Raw genomic sequence first — 15,828 nt, 5'->3', positions numbered from 1 at the left:
CATTTTTGCGTGTTTAAAACATGACTTTGTGTAATTAAAAATGTAATATTACAAAGTGACTTTCACTTTGAATCTTTGATTAATAATTAACTTGGTTGAATTCTCATGGCACATAATGACAGCGCAGTTTCAGTAAATACTTCCGAAGAAAATGTTATGCAATCACGCTCTGTGGTAGAGCAGTTGGCGGAAGCGCAAAAAGAAATTAACGAGCTTAAAATGCAGTTAATGTGGATGGAACGCAACTACGAGTAAGAATAACCTATTAGAATAAGGCGGGCATTTACCGTTCCAAACTGAAAGTGCATGCCTTCCTTTATGTAAGTTTGCAGTTTGGTTTTCAGTTTGAATAAAAGGAGGTCATGTTGGCCTCCTTTTTTGCACAACCTGTAATTAGCAACATCAGAACGTTCTGTGAAGCTGCGCTGGTTGAATTCACTATTGGTCTGATATGTACAGTTTTCGCCTATTCAAGTTATGGTATTTTCATTCACCTTTTGTTGCTTGCGTTGTTATATCGATAGCGTGTTTTTGCCCGAGTATCTATAACTTATACAGTCTCTTCTATTACCCATAGAGCAAAATTGCCCCGCCACTTTGCGACACTACCGAATACAGCATACGTCCATAAAAAAGGGGTTAGCACAATGCGTGTTAACCCCTTTTTGCTGTGATTTATTGTCTTAATTAGCGTTAGTATTTATTCATCAAATCAGCGATTAAGCCGAATCTATCAAGTGATTACGCCTTTAGCTGGTTACCAATAGGCAATTGACGAACACGCTTACCGCATGCAGCAAAAATGGCATTACAAAGCGCTGGCGCATACACGGGGGTTGCAGGTTCGCCTACACCTGCTGGCGGTGCATCGCTTTCTATTACTTCAACGTCTACCTCTAGTGGTGAATCGCTCATGCGCGGTACACGGTAGTTGTGGAAGTTACTCTGCTGTACACGCCCTTTATCAAACGTTATTCCGTCACTGATAGCTGTTGTGATACCGTAAACCGAGCCGCCTTGGGTTTGGTTTTTAACCGTATCGGTGTTAACTACCGTACCTGCATCAATAGCTACCCATGATTTAATCACGCTAAGATCGCCAGCGTCAGACACTTCAACTTCAACCACAGTAGCAACGTAAGTTAAGAAGCTACGGTGCGCAGCAATACCCAGCCCGCGGCCTTTAGGCATGTTGCGGCCCCAGCTTGCCATGTCAGATACTCTCTCAATTACATTGCGAAGACGACCTGTATCCAAAGGATAAACTGACTTATCACCCCAATAGTTTTGATATTCGGCCTTTTGATCAGTCACATCAATAATTCTGTCAGGGCCAATTACTTCCAATAGGTAATCTTTAGCGTCTTTGCCTGCTTTGTGGGCGGCTTCATTAATAAACGACTGTACAGCAAACGCGTGGAAGATGTTCGATACTGAACGCATCCACCCAATACGGGCTTTGGCTGGTGCTTCACCGCGCTCTAACTTCATGTTGGGCGTAAGAATAGGGTTATCCGTAAAGCCCAAATCTAACTCAAAGCTAAAGGGGGCGTTCGCGCCTTCTTGGAACGTAGAGGCAATAGGTGAAAACGCGGTTCTGTGAAGATAAGCGTCAATTTTACCGTTTTCATCAAGTGCGGCCTCAACATGCTGAGCAGAAACCGCGTGATAGAAACCGTGCTGAATATCATCTTCACGTGTCCATTGAACGCGAATTGGCTTGCCCGTTTTCATTGACAGGTATGCCGCTTCCGCTGAAAAGTCAGGCTTAGACTTACGCCCGAAAGCACCACCTAGCATGGTAACGTGAACATTGATTTTTTCTTTGTCCATGCCAACCATAGCGCCCACGGTTTCCATATCAGCCTGCGGGTTTTGTGTTGCTGCCCAAACGTCAACGCGATCTTTATAGTACATAGCAGTAGCACATGGTGGCTCCATGGGCGCTTGCGCTAAATGCGGTACATAATAGTCGGCTACCAGCTTATCAGTGGCCTTTTCTAGAACGCTGAACGCATCGCCTTTTTCTCTAACAAGCGCTTGAGGTGCATTTACCGTACTTAGCAACTGCTCTTTGAAATGCTCTGAGTTGTAATCGCCATTTGCGCCATCGTCCCAAGTGACTTCAAGCGCTTTGCGGCCTTGCCATGCAGCCCACGTGTTTTTGGCTATAATGGCTAGACCACCTTTTGGCTGGAACTGAGGGGCACCTTTTGGCGCTGGAATTTCAATTACGTCAACAACGCCATTAACCGCTTTTGCTTTGTCTGCATTAAAGCTTTTCACCTTACCGCCGACGACAGGTGGGCGTTCGATTATAGCAACAAGTGCTTTTGGCTCGCGTACGTCGGCGGCAAAAGTGGCTTTACCGGTAACGATATCTTGAAGGTCAATGTGCGCCATACCGGTATTGATGTAACGCCACTCTTTCCTGTCCTTAAGCTTAAGCTTATCAGCTTCTGGCGGCGTAATGGTCAATGCATCGTCTATTAAGTCTTTATAGGCAAGGGTCTTGCCCGAACTATGTGTAACCACATGTTGCTCGGCAACACATGTGCTCGGTTCAACCCCCCAATGCTTGGCTGCAGCGTGCCGCATCATATAACGCACGCTTGCGCCCATTTCTCGAAGGCGCTGCATGTTGAAGCGGATACTACGCGAGCCATCGGTGTTTTGGTCACCGTATTTAGGGTCGCCTTTACCTTGAATAACAATAACCTTATCCCACGCAGCTTCCATTTCGTCTGCCACAATTTGCGCAATGGCGGTTCGGATCTGTTGACCCATTTCGCTGCGGTGACAGGTTACTTCAACCATTCCATCTGGACGAAGTGCAATAAACAGGTTTGCGCGCTTTGCGTTTTCTGCTGGCTCAGCCAAGACGCCTGCCATAGCGCGAGGAGCACGGCCCATAAAGTAAGTACCAAGAACTAGAGCGCCTGCCGCAGCTGTCGATTTTAAAAAGCTGCGACGATTCATATCGAAATAGGTGTTCTCACTCATGCTTCTTCTCCCGCTTTGCTTGGGTCAAAGTAGCTAACGCCCGCATTGCCGCTCATTGATTTCGATGCGGACTTTATAGCCTTGTGAATGCGAGGGTAGGTGCCGCAACGACAAATGTTGCCCGACATATTCTGAACAATCTCTTCGTCGCTCGGCGTTGGGTTGGTTGATAACAGGCTGGCAGCTTGCATGATTTGTCCACACTGGCAGAAACCACATTGTGGTACTTTGTGTTCTACCCACGCTTTTTGGACAGGGTGTTCGCCATTTTCGCTTAGCCCTTCAATGGTTGTAATTTTTCTGCCCTGAACGGCGGATACTGGCAATACGCAAGAGCGTTGTGCCATACCGTCAATGTGAACAGTACACGCGCCACATTGCGCCATACCACAGCCAAACTTAGGTCCTGTAAGGTTTAATTCGTCACGAAGGTACCACAACACTGGTGTTGATGGGTCACCAGAAAATTCGTGTTTGTTACCATTAACGGTAAACGTGATCATGGTCTTGTCTCCATAGGTAAGCGAAAGATATGACGTGGACCAGATTTTTCAAAGCTGGCCTACCCAAGCAGCCCAATGCGGAGTCAACGCATTACACAACATCATATCGATACGGTTACATTGCCTGATGATACGAATTACCTCAGCATGCAATATACTCAGGTAAGTGCCACTTTTGTTATTATTAAAGGCTTCGCAATTTATATTTTAGATTACGTTAACACGCATTATTGCCGCGCGCATTTACATAAGTTTAAATGCTGGCAGATTGCGATAAATGAGAGATATCAATGTCGCCAGGTGGGCTAGTCAAAAGAAGGGTAAGCGCAGAATGTTAACACCCAAAAGAACATAAATTTACGCCTAACTGAGAACTGATGAATAGAAAAACTAGCGGAGTTTCCTCATAAGAAGGAAACGATCAACTTTTCTTGCGCTTATAGTCATGGTTTTTTGACTGTATTTAAGCCAACTCCTCGCTCTTGGCCAATCGTAGCTCAATAGCATCAAACCACCAATTACCAGCAAAATGGAGCCGGGAAGTAACGATAAAACTAAGCCTCCCACGAACAATAGCGCACCAAATGTCAGTCGTAATACTCGCATATAATTTCATTTTTTAATCTCTAACGTTAGTTGAGTTTGGTTTATGTAGTCTCAATTGCCAACTATTATTTTGTAAATGTTTGTGCATCAATTGGAAAAACTGCGTTACTTATAAGTAGCGGTGCACTTGTTGAATGCACTTGTTGAAGGTGTAACCATTTGAACGATTGAGAGTAGGTATCAGGCTATTTGCGGTGGATAAAGGTTAAGAAATAAAGTACAAATACGAAAAAATAAGGCAGCAGCAAGACGCAGCGCCTGTTAGGATATGTGTCTTTTATTCTGCTTTTTATAAGCTGATAGAAACTAGACGTAAAAAACTATAAACAATAAATAAGAGAGATTTAATGGCAGAGCAATCAGTCAGCCCAGAAGTGAGTGACGAAGAACGGGCTAAATGGGTAAGGGAACAATTTCAAAAATCGAACAAGTTTTTGGCAGAACACGGCGTGATATTTGACTCTGTTGCCACAGAAGAAAGCCGATACTTAATGCCCTATATTGCTATCTGGAAAATCAAGGCGATTGACGGTAAAAAGTATTGGGTAATTAGCGGCGATTTGCCGACGGACTTTACCTTAGAGACTAACGCGAAAGACGTTAGAGAGGTTTTGCGATATTTTTCCATGCATTGGCAATTGAAGGCAGAAAACCTGCTGCATGCTGGGGGAACAGACGAAAGTCAAAAGGCGTTTGCTGAATTACTTATCAAACGCGCAGAAAGTCTCTTCTCTATGCAAAGTGCTTCAGAGCTGTGGAAATAGCGTAAGCACTCGCAAAAAATCAATGTAGTTGCGTAACGTCCGGCAAAGGAAATCGTTCTGCCGGACACTTTAGGCGTTGTCTGGGCACACCTGCGTCCATAAATACTTGGCCGTCAGGAATGAACCCAATTGATTGATGATAGGACACGCTCTCTAAATTACAAACAACCTTAATAATGGGAATGTTGTTTTGCTTAGCGGCATTAATCAGTGCTGAAAACAAAGCACGATACACAGGAAGTGTCCTGTGGCAGCGCTTAACAGCAATTCGGCCCAATTCGCCTCTTTTGGTTAAGCGGCCTGTGGCTATGGGCTCGCTTTCATCATTAACAATAAGTACATGGCAGGCCAATCTGTCGTGTTCATCAAACTCGCTTACTTCAGGCACGCGCCATTCCAAAACAAATACATGTTCCCTTAGAGCTTTAAGTCGATGTTTGTCCTTTTCCCAATCGACGCTTTGTATCGTGATCGCCATACCTTCCTGCTAACCTTCAAACCATTCCCAGTATCCATTGTTAATAAGTGTAGTTAAGGTTTTTAGAAATGTAAAAGAAGGGGCATCTTGGCAACATGTTGCGTTAACAACGTCACCCGATGCCAACACTTCAAACCATTCTTGATCGCTCTTACTAAATTCAAACTGGCTGCCGTTAATATAAAGTGCACGCGGTAGACCACGTTTACCGTCACAAATTAATGCGCGTACACCGGGCGCAGGAACAAAGCTAATGCCAGCGGCAAACTCATTTGAAATTTGTTCTAGTGTGACCTCGTCCTCTAATGGATATTCAGGAATACCCTGTTCACTCATGGCTTCCAAAAGAGCTAAAGTAAAATCTTCTCCGTTTATCGCATCAATAAGTTGCTGCTTAAGTAGAGCAACATCACTCGGATTTACCCAAGCGCGGTTGGCTTGAAGCGAGCGACTTGCATCAGTAAAGCGACGGTTATGGGCGCCTTTATCTAGCATCATCGCCAGGCTTTCGGCTAGTTGAAGGTTGTCCGGGGCTCGAAAACCCACTGAGTAGGTCAGACTATCTTCAATAGTCGCGCCATCATGAGGCCAGCCCGGAGGTACATACACCACATCGCCAGGCTCAACCACCACGTCTATAACAGGGTCAAAGTCTTCAATTTGTCTCAATTTCGGATGGGGAAAAACTTCTTTATAGTCTGCAGGTTTACCTACACGCCAACGCCGTTTGCCCTTACCTTGAACCAAAAATACATCGTACTGGTCGATGTGAGAACCAACGCCTGCTCCATCGGTGGCGAAGCTCACCATTAGGTCGTCTAATCGCCAATTAGGAATAAAAGAAAAGGGGTCTAAAATAGGCGTAACGTCGGGTACATACTTGTCTACCCCTTGTACTAATAATGTCCACTTACCTTGGCACACCTTATCAAAATCGGTGAATGGCCCTTGTTCAACATGCCAGTTGCCTCTTACGTTACTGATAATGCGCGCATCGACCTCAGATTCTTGAGCAAGGCCGGCTAAGTCGTTTTCATCGATGGGATCTGCAAAATCGTCGAAAAAATGCTTTATGACTACTGGCTTTTGCTGCCAATAGTTTTTTAGAAATACTTCTGCGTTAAAGCTGTTTCCAGATTGTGCATCAATAAAGTACGTGTTGTCGTTTATGGGCATAGCGTCTCTTCTAGTAAGCCAATTTGAAGGTTCAGACCTGCTGAATTTAACGTTGCACTTTGCGTGATAAACATGCGTTAAACGCAAGCATTTTGTCAAAAACAAGGTTGACGTTTTTAGGTGGCATTATCGATTATTGAAACGTTTATTGCCACCTAACATTTACTCGAACTTAGCCACAAGAGAAGGCGTAGCAAATCCTTTAACCTAGTATTGACGTGTCTTTAGTAAATTACTGTATAAATTTGCCAATTGGCACCTGCGCTAAATTGGCGTTAGCAAACATAAGCGCTTACCTCGTTTGTTTTCGTGCGCAGCTGTTTTGGGTGGAATGTGTACTCTGCTTTGTATTCATATAATGTATTTGACTCAGTGGTATCCTGCTTGTCGTGTCGTAAAGGTGCAGAATCAGTCTCAGCTTTTAACCCTGTGCTACGACGTGTGTGCCCAATTATGGAAAATAAGCTATTACCACGCGTACAGGCTGCGCGAATACGATAACGTTTAACTAAACGGTAGGACCTTTCGCAGATTGCAATGGTATCTGGTGCTGTGTATTGTTCTAACATAGCAGCTCTATTCACCGTAGTACCCCATATATCATAGCCCTTTACGGAACGAACAGATTGACCTGCAACCACGTGCCCAGTGGCAATACCCACGCGTAGTTGACTTGAAGATGAAGCTAATAGAGCATTGCTATTTACAAGCTCGCGAGCACGCAAAGCGAATTCGATGGTGTTTTGCAACGCGTTTAAAAGCGAGTGTGTATCATGGCTATTATCACTGCTGAAACTAACAGCAATATACTGATCCCCATTAGTTTTCAATGGAGAAAGGGATAAATCAGCGGCAAGCTCATCGAACTCAAAAAATAACGTATCTACAAGTCTGGCGCACATAATATCGCCATATTTAATAGAAAGGTATTGGAAGCAAGATAGGTCGCAGAAAATGACAACGGCCTTTTTTATACAGCTTTTAAAACCTACAGCGCTACCATCAGGTGTTAGTACCGAGCTTTCTACACCCAAACTCCTTGGCGACATTAAAACATTGTGATGTTCTCGCAATGAGGATGTTGTGTTGTTGATATTGCGTAAATCCATTTACTTATTCCTACTTTTTGTACTGCTTGATATAAAGAAATTCAAAGATAAAAAAACGCGGTATCAATGACCGCGTTTTCTTAGTGTAGGATAAAGCGTATAGGCTTATAACTGATCTACTAGCCTGATTGCATCACCAATGTATGTAGCAGGCGTTAATGCCTTAAGCTCTGCTTTGGCCGCTTCTGGCATATCTAGGTTATCAATAAACTCAGCAATGACCTCAGCGTTTACTTTCTTACCACGGGTCAGCTCTTTTAGCTTCTCGTATGGCTTTTCAATACCGTAACGACGCATAACAGTTTGAATAGGCTCTGCAAGCAGTTCCCAATTGTTGTTTAGCTCGTTAAGTAAGCTTTGCTCATTAACTTCTAACTTGCTAATACCTTTCAAAGTAGCCTGATACGCAATAACCGCATAACCTACACCGACGCCAAGGTTACGTAGTACGGTTGAGTCAGTAAGGTCACGTTGCCAGCGAGAGATAGGAAGCTTAGCTGCTAAATGGTCAAAAATAGCGTTCGCCAGACCTAAGTTACCTTCTGAATTTTCGAAATCGATAGGGTTAACTTTGTGTGGCATGGTAGAAGAGCCGATTTCGCCAGCTACCGTTTTTTGCTTAAAGTGACCCAGTGCAATGTAACCCCAAACGTCACGGTCGAAATCGATAAGAATGGTGTTAAAGCGCGCAATGGCATCAAACATTTCTGCAATATAGTCATGCGGCTCTATTTGCGTAGTGAACGGGTTCCAGGTTAGACCTAGTGAGGTAACAAACTTCTCTGAAACTTCGTGCCAATCTACATCTTTATACGCTGACAAGTGTGCATTGTAGTTGCCCACTGCACCGTTAATCTTACCAAGTAACTCAACACCTGCGATTTGGCTACGCTGACGCTTTAGGCGAATAGCCACGTTTGCCATTTCTTTACCCATGGTGGTAGGTGAAGCAGGCTGACCGTGAGTACGTGCCATCATAGGTACGTTCTGGTAGCGCTTAGCAAGCTCTACTAGCGCTTCAATTAATTTGTCACAGTAAGGAAGAATAACGGTCTCGCGGGCTTCGCGAAGCATTAAGCCATGTGAAAGGTTGTTGATGTCTTCAGACGTACACGCAAAGTGGATAAACTCATTTACCGCTGAAAGCTCACTATTGTCGGCAACCTTCTCTTTAAGAAAGTATTCAACCGCTTTCACATCGTGGTTTGTTGTGCGCTCGATTTCTTTGATGCGCATGGCATCTTCAACACTAAATTCAGCTACTATTTTGTCTAGTAGTGCATTTGACGTGTCTGTAAAAGCAGGAACTTCTTCAATTTGTGGGTTAGTAGACAGCATTTGTAACCAACGTACTTCTACTTCTACACGGTATTTTAATAAGCCGTACTCACTGAAAATACTGCGTAATTCTACGCTTTTGCCAGCATATCGACCATCGACAGGGGAAATTGCAGTTAACTGACTCAGTTCCACCTTAAGCTCCTCACTAGTTTATTAATCGTAGTGCTTTAACAGCACTGTTAAGAATGTGTTTGCGTTTAAATAAAATGTTTCTTCGTTTTCCACCCATCTGACGCCACATTACTGCAGCCCTAACACCTGCAAGCAAAAGCGCACGCACTTTATGCTGAGTAGCAGGTTGGCTTAAATAATCTGGGTTACCAGCTACCTGAATACGCGGTGCTAGCGGACTGATGATATCGCTGTAAATGCTCGCTAAAGAGGAGACTATTTGTGGGTTTTGGAAATCGATGTGAGCAAGCTGGCGCTGAACATGGGAAATACGTTCGCCCAGTTCCTGCATTGCTTTAGGCTTTCTCGCTAGCTTTCTTTCAAGGCCTAGAATACTAGCTATATAGCGGGTTAATTCCGTATCTTTTGTTGCTTGTTTGTCAGATAGCTGCGCTGCGAGTGTGGTGTAGCCGGTTTTTAAGTTGGCAAGCTGGCCGAAGACCTGTTGAGGTGTTTCTGGGTCAGTAACCAGTATGCTCGATAAGCTGGCCTCTATAGCCTCGTTATCGGCAGAACCTCGTCTGGCAAGCTGCTGAACCAGCGCAGCAGCTTGACATACACCAGCAAGAGCTAGGTTATTTTCTATGTCGGTATCTAACATCAGCGAATATAACTCTCAATAATACCGCCGCCAAGGCAAACTTCGTCACTGTAGAACACCGCTGACTGCCCCGGCGTTACCGCCTTCTGCGGCTCATCAAACATCACTTCAATGGTGTCGTCTTGAGTTGGCGTTATTGTACATGGGATATCGGCCTGACGGTAGCGGGTTTTAACTACCGCGCGCACAGGCTCTGTAATCTTTTTCCTATCCACCCAGTGTAGCTGCTTTGCTACCAAGCCTTTCGAGTATAGGCGAGGGTGGTCGGCACCTTGGCCCACAATAAGCACGTTGCGAGCAACATCTTTATCTACCACATACCAAGGGTCGTCACCGTATTTGGCTAATCCACCAATGTGTAAGCCTTTACGTTGACCTAGCGTGTGATACATCAAGCCTTCGTGTTGGCCAATTTCTTCGCCTTCTGCTGTTTCAATAACGCCAGGCTGAGCTGGAAGGTAACGAGCCAGGAAGTCTTTAAATTTGCGTTCACCAATAAAGCAAATTCCAGTAGAGTCTTTCTTATCGTGAGTGATAAGACCTTGCTCCTCGGCAATTTTGCGAACTAATGGCTTTTCGATGTCACCCACAGGGAAGAGCGTTTTTGCAACGTGCTCTTCGCCCAATGTGTAAAGAAAGTAGCTCTGGTCTTTGTTGTTATCAAGACCGCGCAGCATTTGCCATTTACCGTCTACTTCTCGGCGGCGAACATAGTGCCCAGTTGCAATGTAGTCAGCGCCAAGGTCTTCTGCTGCAAACTCAAGAAACGCTTTGAACTTAATTTCTTTGTTGCACATAATATCTGGGTTTGGCGTGCGACCCGCTTTGTATTCCTCTAAGAAATACTCAAACACGTTATCCCAGTATTCGGCTGCAAAGTTAATTGTGTGCAGTTCAATGCCAAGCTTGTCAGCAACCGCTTGTGCATCTTTTAAATCTTCTGCTGCGGCACAGTATTCATCGTTGTCATCTTCTTCCCAGTTTTTCATGAAAAGACCTTCAACCTGATAACCCTGCTGTTGAAGTAGGTAGGCTGAAACAGATGAATCGACACCGCCGGACATACCGACGATCACTTTTTTGCTGGCGTTAGATTCAATATCACTCACTATGGATTGCACACTCATTTGATTAATAAAAAAGAAACCGTATTTGTTTAGTTAACTATCAATGAACAGGCTGATACCGTATTTCAAGTGGCTGCTCAGTTAGTGAGCTATACCACTAAGTAGACAGTTACAAATAGGCCCGTTTTCGAGGTCGCGGATTTTATCAGATTCCGATTGCTAATTCACATTTAATCCTTATCTGAATAAGTAATTAAATATGTGCTTAACTGCCGCCGACATTTGCAATATAGACGTAGACTGCTAAAAAGGGTCAGTAACGCGAAACATGCTTTAAACTACGTTCCTCGTAAGTGGCCCATTAGTGTGGTCTGGGAGGATAAATTCAAGTGCTATGGGTGTCTTTATCACTAAAAGCTCACATATTTGCCACTTTCTATACCATCTATAGTCCAGTTTCCGACCCGGTATCTGATAAGGCGAAGAGTAGGGTAGCCGACGTGGGCGGTCATGCGCCTTACCTGTCTGTTTTTCCCTTCGGTAATGGTAATTTCTACCCAGCTCGTTGGGATTGACTGCCTAAAACGTACCGGCGGATTTCTTGGCCAAATATGTGGCTCTTCCATTGCTTTTACTTTGGCAGGACGCGTCATTCCGTCTTTTAACTCAACACCATCGCGTAGCGCCTGTATCGCTTTTTCATCCATAATACCTTCTACTTGCGCCCAATAGGTTTTGCTCGTTTTGGCTTTAGGATTTGCGAGTTTGTGCTGAAGCTTTCCATCGTTAGTGAGTACCAAAAGTCCTTCTGAGTCCCTATCAAGTCGTCCAGCTGCATATACATCAGGAATATCAATGTAGTCCTTAAGGGTTTCTCTTCCATCGGCGTCGGTGAATTGAGATAAGACTTGAAAGGGCTTATTGAAAAGCACCACTTTAGCGTTTGATGACATGTTTCTTTCGCTTGGTTGAGTTAGAGATTTCGGGTGGATTTTACGATAAACGGCATCGTTTCGCATGGGAAAATAAGACCGAAATAACGGTTTTCCGGACGAAGTTTGTCGATAAATTCGTTGATCTTATGTGCTAAGACAATGGTATGACTTGTAACTCAAACTTTCGACCCTATACTAATGGTCGCTCCTATATTTATAAGAGAGTGCATCTGCATAATTATTAGACAGTTTTGGCAGTGATAAGCGGGCTTGCTTATACACCGCATCTCGACATTGCGCTTAACTAAACAGTCAAGCTCTAGGCCATGAGATGCATATTGCCAACATAGGGAATTGAATAATATGTAGGGAAGAAAACAGCAAGTGACCTAGTGCTTAATAAAAGCAAAAGGTGGAAAACATCAAATACGTTTCGCAATGACTGTGGGCGTGACATGAACATGTTGCGGGTTGTTGCGACCTAATGGACTAAAGACGACAGTACCCTGTCGAGAAAATTGAGGTATATAATGACCAAGTCTAAGATCATCTACACGAAGACAGATGAAGCGCCGATGCTGGCGACTTATTCACTTCTTCCTATCATCCAGAAGTTTGCTGCGGCTGCAGATATCGACGTTGAGCTAAGCGATATTTCACTTGCTGCACGTGTTTTGGCAAATTTCCCTGAGTATCTTTCTGAAGAACAAAGAGTGCCAGACGCGCTAGCTGAACTGGGTGAGATGACCCAAGACCCGAACGCTAACATCATCAAGCTTCCAAACATCAGTGCCTCAATTCCACAGCTTCGTGCAACTATCAAAGAATTAAACGCAAAAGGCTTTAATGTACCAGCGTTCCCAGATTCACCTAAAACAGCTGAAGACGAAGACATTCGCGAGCGTTACGGTAAAGTATTAGGTAGTGCGGTAAATCCTGTGCTACGTGAAGGTAACTCGGACCGTCGTGCACCGACAGCGGTGAAGAACTATGCCCGTAAGCATCCGCATTCAATGGGTGAGTGGTCACAAGCGTCACGTTCTCACGTAGCCCATATGCGCGGTGGCGACTTCTACTCGGGTGAGAAGTCTGTAACCGTGGAAAAAGATGGTTATGTAAGCGTTGAATTTACAGGCAAAGACGGTAGCAAGAAAACACTTAAGCCTCGCGTAGATTTGCTTGCTGGTGAAGTTATCGACGGCATGTTCATGAGTAAAAAGGCGCTGTGTGAGTTCTTCGAAGAGCAAATTGAAGATGCGAAGAACACGGGCGTTCTATTCTCATTACACGTAAAAGCGACCATGATGAAGGTGTCTCACCCAATCGTTTTCGGTCACTGTGTAAAAGTATTCTACAAAGACCTATTCAACAAATGGGGTGACCTGTTTGAAGAGCTAGGTGTTAATCCAAACAATGGTCTTGGTAGCGTTTACGACAAAATCGCAAGCCTACCTGAGAGCCAGCGTTCTGAAATTCAAAAAGACATCAATGCATGTTATGCAGACCGTCCGCCAATTGCGATGGTTAACTCTGACAAAGGTATCTCTAACCTTCACGTACCAAGTGACGTAATTGTTGATGCTTCTATGCCTGCTATGATCCGTAACTCTGGTCAAATGTGGGGACCAGATGGAAAAGCGCACGACACTAAAGCGGTTATTCCAGAAAGTACTTATGCAACTATTTACCAAGAAGTTATCAACTTCTGTAAAACGCACGGTGCGTTCGACCCAACAACGATGGGTACGGTACCTAACGTTGGCCTAATGGCGCAAAAAGCCGAAGAGTACGGCTCGCACGACAAAACGTTTGAACTAGAAGCAGACGGCACGGTGTCGATTGTCGACCAAGACGGCAACGTACTTATTTCTCACGATGTTGAAGAGGGTGATATCTGGCGTATGTGTCAGGTGAAAGACGCACCTATTCAAGACTGGGTTAAGCTAGCGGTAACGCGTTCGCGTCAATCTGGTATGCCAGCGGTATTCTGGCTAGACGATGAGCGTGCTCACGATGCGCAACTTATCAAGAAAGTTGAAAAATACCTACAAGATCACGATACAAACGGTTTAGACATTCAAATTATGTCTCCTGTACGCGCTATTCGTTACAGCATGGAACGTGCAATTCGCGGTCTGGATACGATTTCAGTAACGGGTAACGTTCTTCGTGACTACCTTACTGATTTGTTCCCAATTCTAGAGCTGGGTACTAGTGCTAAAATGCTGTCAATTGTGCCATTGATGGCGGGCGGCGGTCTTTATGAGACAGGCGCAGGCGGTAGCGCTCCTAAGCACGTACAACAGTTTGTTGAAGAAGGTCACTTGCGTTGGGACTCACTAGGTGAATTCCTGGCTCTAGCCGTATCGCTTGAAGATGTTGCTATTAAGCACAGCAATACAAAAGCGAAGGTTATTGCTACAGCACTTGATAAGGCAACGGAAAAATTACTAAACAACGGTAAGTCTCCGCTTCGTAAAGCAGGTCAGCTGGACAACCGTGGTAGCCATGTTTACCTAGGCTTATACTGGGCTGAAGAAGTAGCAAACCAAACGGAAGATGCAGACTTAGCTGCGCAATTTAAGCCGGTGTATGAAGAGTTGTCAGCGAAAATTGATGACATTTTAGCTGAGATTGATGCTACGCAAGGTAGTGCCCAAGAAATTGGTGGTTACTACTACCCAGACGAAGACAAGCTTTTCGCGACCATGTCGCCTAGTAAAACACTTAAAGCAATTATTGGCGCATAGTACGTGCATCAACTACGTGCACCAACTGTAGGTATAAAAGCCTAATGCGTTAATTGGCCTTATAATACGTAAAGCCAGTTGGATGCTAAACCATTCAATAAAAGCCCGCTCGTTTAACGATCGGGCTTTTTTATTTTTTTGCACCTTATAATGCTTACAACTGTAATTCCAAAATACGTAAAAAGTTAGGTAGCTAAGCGCGCAATAAAGCAGGAGGTAAGGCTTATCATAAGGGCAGATGTAAGGTTAACTGTAAGGTCATTAGTTACGTGAGTAGAAACCTATTTGTGGAAGTGCCTGATTGGCAGTAATCATTGAAATAAGAGAAGGGAGATGTAGGAAAGTAATCTGATGAGCGAGTTTAAAAAATATTAATTTTTTGGAAAGAGAAGGAACTTAGAGCTCATGAGCTAAAATGTTATTCAAAAGACATAGTGATCCGCACAGACGCTTTGGCGCGTCTTTAGGCTTTTTAATGACAAAAAAGCAAAAGCCCGACATTGAAAGCCAGGCTTTTTAAATTCTTTTCTTAACGCTCTGGTTCTTCTTTGAAGCCAATGTTCTCAGCGTGAAGACCTTTCGGGCCTTGCTGAACTTCGAACGTTACTTCCTGACCCGCTTTTAGCGAACGGTAGCCTTCCATTTGAATCGTAGAGTAATGTGCGAAAATATCTTCGCCACCGTCCTCTGGTACGATAAATCCAAAACCCTTTGCGTTGTTAAACCATTTAACTTTGCCAACCGCCATACTTCGACTTCCTCTTAATCCTTGAACTCACGAGTATATGCCCCCATTATAGATCCGGAGACAGGGTGGAAAGAGTATTGAAAGTGATTAATGTGTAGTTAATAACGTGCAATACTCAAAGCCACAATACAAAATGTAGATTTTTTAACCATATTATGTCAAGGGCTAATGTGAATAAATTTATCCAAAAGTTTGTACACATATATGCCAGTAAACCACTATTATTAAGTTATGAGTAAAGACAACGCTATTAGTATCGAAAAGGAAAAACAGAAAGACGCGCAGCGACAGAAGCCGCAGCCGCCTCCCATGTATAAAGTGTTGTTGAACAATGACGACTATACACCGATGGATTTTGTCATTGAGGTACTCATGCAGTTTTTCAATATGGACGCTGAGAAAGCCAACCAACTTATGCTGACCGTTCATTATCAAGGAAAAGCCGTGTGTGGCATTTTTACTGCTGAGATAGCAGAGACAAAAGTGATGCAGGTTAATCAGTACGCACGCAAACATCAGCACCCGTTGATGTGCACGATGGAGCAGGCATAAGGTTTTTTGTAGAGGGCGAGCAAT

General features: G+C 44.2%; 15 protein-coding genes. 4 read left to right on the top strand and 11 right to left on the bottom strand.

Annotation, left to right across the window (positions count from 1 at the left end; all coding sequences use genetic code 11):
• Window positions 1-105: 105 nt before the first annotated feature.
• Window positions 106-255 carry a hypothetical protein gene (locus V7R42_RS00360; protein ID WP_155279892.1) on the top strand — a complete coding sequence of 50 codons (150 nt, stop codon included), beginning with the start codon at window positions 106-108 and terminating at the stop codon, window positions 253-255.
• 486 nt (window positions 256-741) lie between these two features.
• Here the strand turns inward: V7R42_RS00360 and V7R42_RS00355 are convergent, their stop codons facing one another.
• The 3 genes from V7R42_RS00355 to V7R42_RS00345 all read right to left on the bottom strand — a co-directional run bounded on the left by V7R42_RS00355 (window position 742) and on the right by V7R42_RS00345 (window position 4,112).
• On the bottom strand, window positions 742-3,003 hold the full coding sequence (locus V7R42_RS00355; protein WP_334018280.1) for a molybdopterin cofactor-binding domain-containing protein: 2,262 nt from the start codon (window positions 3,001-3,003) through the stop codon (window positions 742-744).
• Window positions 3,000-3,506: a (2Fe-2S)-binding protein gene (locus tag V7R42_RS00350; protein ID WP_334018279.1), complete on the bottom strand. Its 507-nt coding sequence runs from the start codon at window positions 3,504-3,506 to the stop codon at window positions 3,000-3,002. Before V7R42_RS00350 ends, V7R42_RS00355 begins: the two co-directional genes overlap by 4 nt.
• Window positions 3,507-3,896: 390 nt before the next feature.
• Window positions 3,897-4,112, bottom strand: coding sequence for a PGPGW domain-containing protein (locus tag V7R42_RS00345; RefSeq protein ID WP_334018278.1), 216 nt, complete (start codon window positions 4,110-4,112; stop codon window positions 3,897-3,899).
• Window positions 4,113-4,459: 347 nt separating this feature from the next.
• Here V7R42_RS00345 and V7R42_RS00340 point away from each other — a divergent pair, with 347 nt between their 5' ends.
• Window positions 4,460-4,876, top strand: coding sequence for a DUF4826 family protein (locus tag V7R42_RS00340; RefSeq protein WP_334018277.1), 417 nt, complete (start codon window positions 4,460-4,462; stop codon window positions 4,874-4,876).
• A 19-nt stretch (window positions 4,877-4,895) separates the two neighbouring features.
• Here the strand turns inward: V7R42_RS00340 and V7R42_RS00335 are convergent, their stop codons facing one another.
• The 7 genes from V7R42_RS00335 to V7R42_RS00305 all read right to left on the bottom strand — a co-directional run bounded on the left by V7R42_RS00335 (window position 4,896) and on the right by V7R42_RS00305 (window position 11,772).
• A complete protein-coding gene (locus V7R42_RS00335; protein WP_334018276.1) occupies window positions 4,896-5,354 on the bottom strand; it encodes a GNAT family N-acetyltransferase in 459 nt (152 codons plus the stop codon).
• A gap of 9 nt (window positions 5,355-5,363) precedes the next feature.
• The gene (locus tag V7R42_RS00330) at window positions 5,364-6,530 is read right to left on the bottom strand and encodes a JmjC domain-containing protein (protein ID WP_334018275.1); all 1,167 of its coding nucleotides are present in this window, start codon (window positions 6,528-6,530) and stop codon (window positions 5,364-5,366) included.
• Window positions 6,531-6,805: 275 nt separating this feature from the next.
• A complete protein-coding gene (locus V7R42_RS00325; RefSeq protein ID WP_334018274.1) occupies window positions 6,806-7,639 on the bottom strand; it encodes an adenylate/guanylate cyclase domain-containing protein in 834 nt (277 codons plus the stop codon).
• A 105-nt stretch (window positions 7,640-7,744) separates the two neighbouring features.
• Complete coding sequence (gene purB / locus V7R42_RS00320; RefSeq protein WP_039229483.1) at window positions 7,745-9,112, bottom strand: adenylosuccinate lyase; 1,368 nt, start codon at window positions 9,110-9,112, stop codon at window positions 7,745-7,747.
• Between the two features lie 13 nt (window positions 9,113-9,125).
• Window positions 9,126-9,752 (bottom strand): high frequency lysogenization protein HflD, encoded by a 627-nt coding sequence (gene hflD, locus V7R42_RS00315; RefSeq protein WP_014949326.1) that lies wholly within the window; start codon window positions 9,750-9,752, stop codon window positions 9,126-9,128.
• Window positions 9,752-10,879 carry a tRNA 2-thiouridine(34) synthase MnmA gene (gene mnmA / locus V7R42_RS00310; RefSeq protein WP_438823626.1) on the bottom strand — a complete coding sequence of 376 codons (1,128 nt, stop codon included), beginning with the start codon at window positions 10,877-10,879 and terminating at the stop codon, window positions 9,752-9,754. Before mnmA ends, hflD begins: the two co-directional genes overlap by 1 nt.
• Before the next feature lie 350 nt (window positions 10,880-11,229).
• Window positions 11,230-11,772, bottom strand: a complete 543-nt coding sequence (locus V7R42_RS00305) for an rRNA large subunit pseudouridine synthase E (RefSeq protein ID WP_334018273.1) — start codon at window positions 11,770-11,772, stop codon at window positions 11,230-11,232.
• 512 nt (window positions 11,773-12,284) lie between these two features.
• Between V7R42_RS00305 and V7R42_RS00300 the strand changes: the two genes are divergently transcribed.
• Entirely contained in the window at window positions 12,285-14,504 is a 2,220-nt protein-coding gene (locus V7R42_RS00300) for an NADP-dependent isocitrate dehydrogenase (protein WP_334018272.1), read from the top strand.
• A 529-nt stretch (window positions 14,505-15,033) separates the two neighbouring features.
• Here the strand turns inward: V7R42_RS00300 and cspD are convergent.
• Window positions 15,034-15,252 carry a cold shock domain-containing protein CspD gene (gene cspD, locus V7R42_RS00295; protein ID WP_014949330.1) on the bottom strand — a complete coding sequence of 73 codons (219 nt, stop codon included), beginning with the start codon at window positions 15,250-15,252 and terminating at the stop codon, window positions 15,034-15,036.
• Window positions 15,253-15,483: 231 nt separating this feature from the next.
• Between cspD and clpS the strand changes: the two genes are divergently transcribed.
• Window positions 15,484-15,804: an ATP-dependent Clp protease adapter ClpS gene (gene clpS / locus V7R42_RS00290; RefSeq protein ID WP_014949331.1), complete on the top strand. Its 321-nt coding sequence runs from the start codon at window positions 15,484-15,486 to the stop codon at window positions 15,802-15,804.
• Window positions 15,805-15,828: the final 24 nt, after the last annotated feature.

The organism is Alteromonas sp. S015, assembly GCF_036864485.1.
Taxonomy (GTDB): domain Bacteria; phylum Pseudomonadota; class Gammaproteobacteria; order Enterobacterales; family Alteromonadaceae; genus Alteromonas.
This window is presented reverse-complemented; position numbering and strand designations above follow the sequence as displayed.

Excerpts from the sequence above, each read along its gene's own strand:
- V7R42_RS00360 (WP_155279892.1), top strand. The coding sequence starts at position 106 with ATGGCACATAATGACAGCGCAGTTTCAGTAAATACTTCCGAAGAAAAT.
- V7R42_RS00355 (WP_334018280.1), bottom strand. The coding sequence starts at position 3,003 with ATGAGTGAGAACACCTATTTCGATATGAATCGTCGCAGCTTTTTAAAA.
- V7R42_RS00350 (WP_334018279.1), bottom strand. The coding sequence starts at position 3,506 with ATGATCACGTTTACCGTTAATGGTAACAAACACGAATTTTCTGGTGAC.
- V7R42_RS00345 (WP_334018278.1), bottom strand. The coding sequence starts at position 4,112 with ATGCGAGTATTACGACTGACATTTGGTGCGCTATTGTTCGTGGGAGGC.
- V7R42_RS00340 (WP_334018277.1), top strand. The coding sequence starts at position 4,460 with ATGGCAGAGCAATCAGTCAGCCCAGAAGTGAGTGACGAAGAACGGGCT.
- V7R42_RS00335 (WP_334018276.1), bottom strand. The coding sequence starts at position 5,354 with ATGGCGATCACGATACAAAGCGTCGATTGGGAAAAGGACAAACATCGA.
- V7R42_RS00330 (WP_334018275.1), bottom strand. The coding sequence starts at position 6,530 with ATGCCCATAAACGACAACACGTACTTTATTGATGCACAATCTGGAAAC.
- V7R42_RS00325 (WP_334018274.1), bottom strand. The coding sequence starts at position 7,639 with ATGGATTTACGCAATATCAACAACACAACATCCTCATTGCGAGAACAT.
- hflD (WP_014949326.1), bottom strand. The coding sequence starts at position 9,752 with ATGTTAGATACCGACATAGAAAATAACCTAGCTCTTGCTGGTGTATGT.
- mnmA (WP_438823626.1), bottom strand. The coding sequence starts at position 10,879 with ATGAGTGTGCAATCCATAGTGAGTGATATTGAATCTAACGCCAGCAAA.
- V7R42_RS00305 (WP_334018273.1), bottom strand. The coding sequence starts at position 11,772 with ATGTCATCAAACGCTAAAGTGGTGCTTTTCAATAAGCCCTTTCAAGTC.
- V7R42_RS00300 (WP_334018272.1), top strand. The coding sequence starts at position 12,285 with ATGACCAAGTCTAAGATCATCTACACGAAGACAGATGAAGCGCCGATG.
- cspD (WP_014949330.1), bottom strand. The coding sequence starts at position 15,252 with ATGGCGGTTGGCAAAGTTAAATGGTTTAACAACGCAAAGGGTTTTGGA.
- clpS (WP_014949331.1), top strand. The coding sequence starts at position 15,484 with ATGAGTAAAGACAACGCTATTAGTATCGAAAAGGAAAAACAGAAAGAC.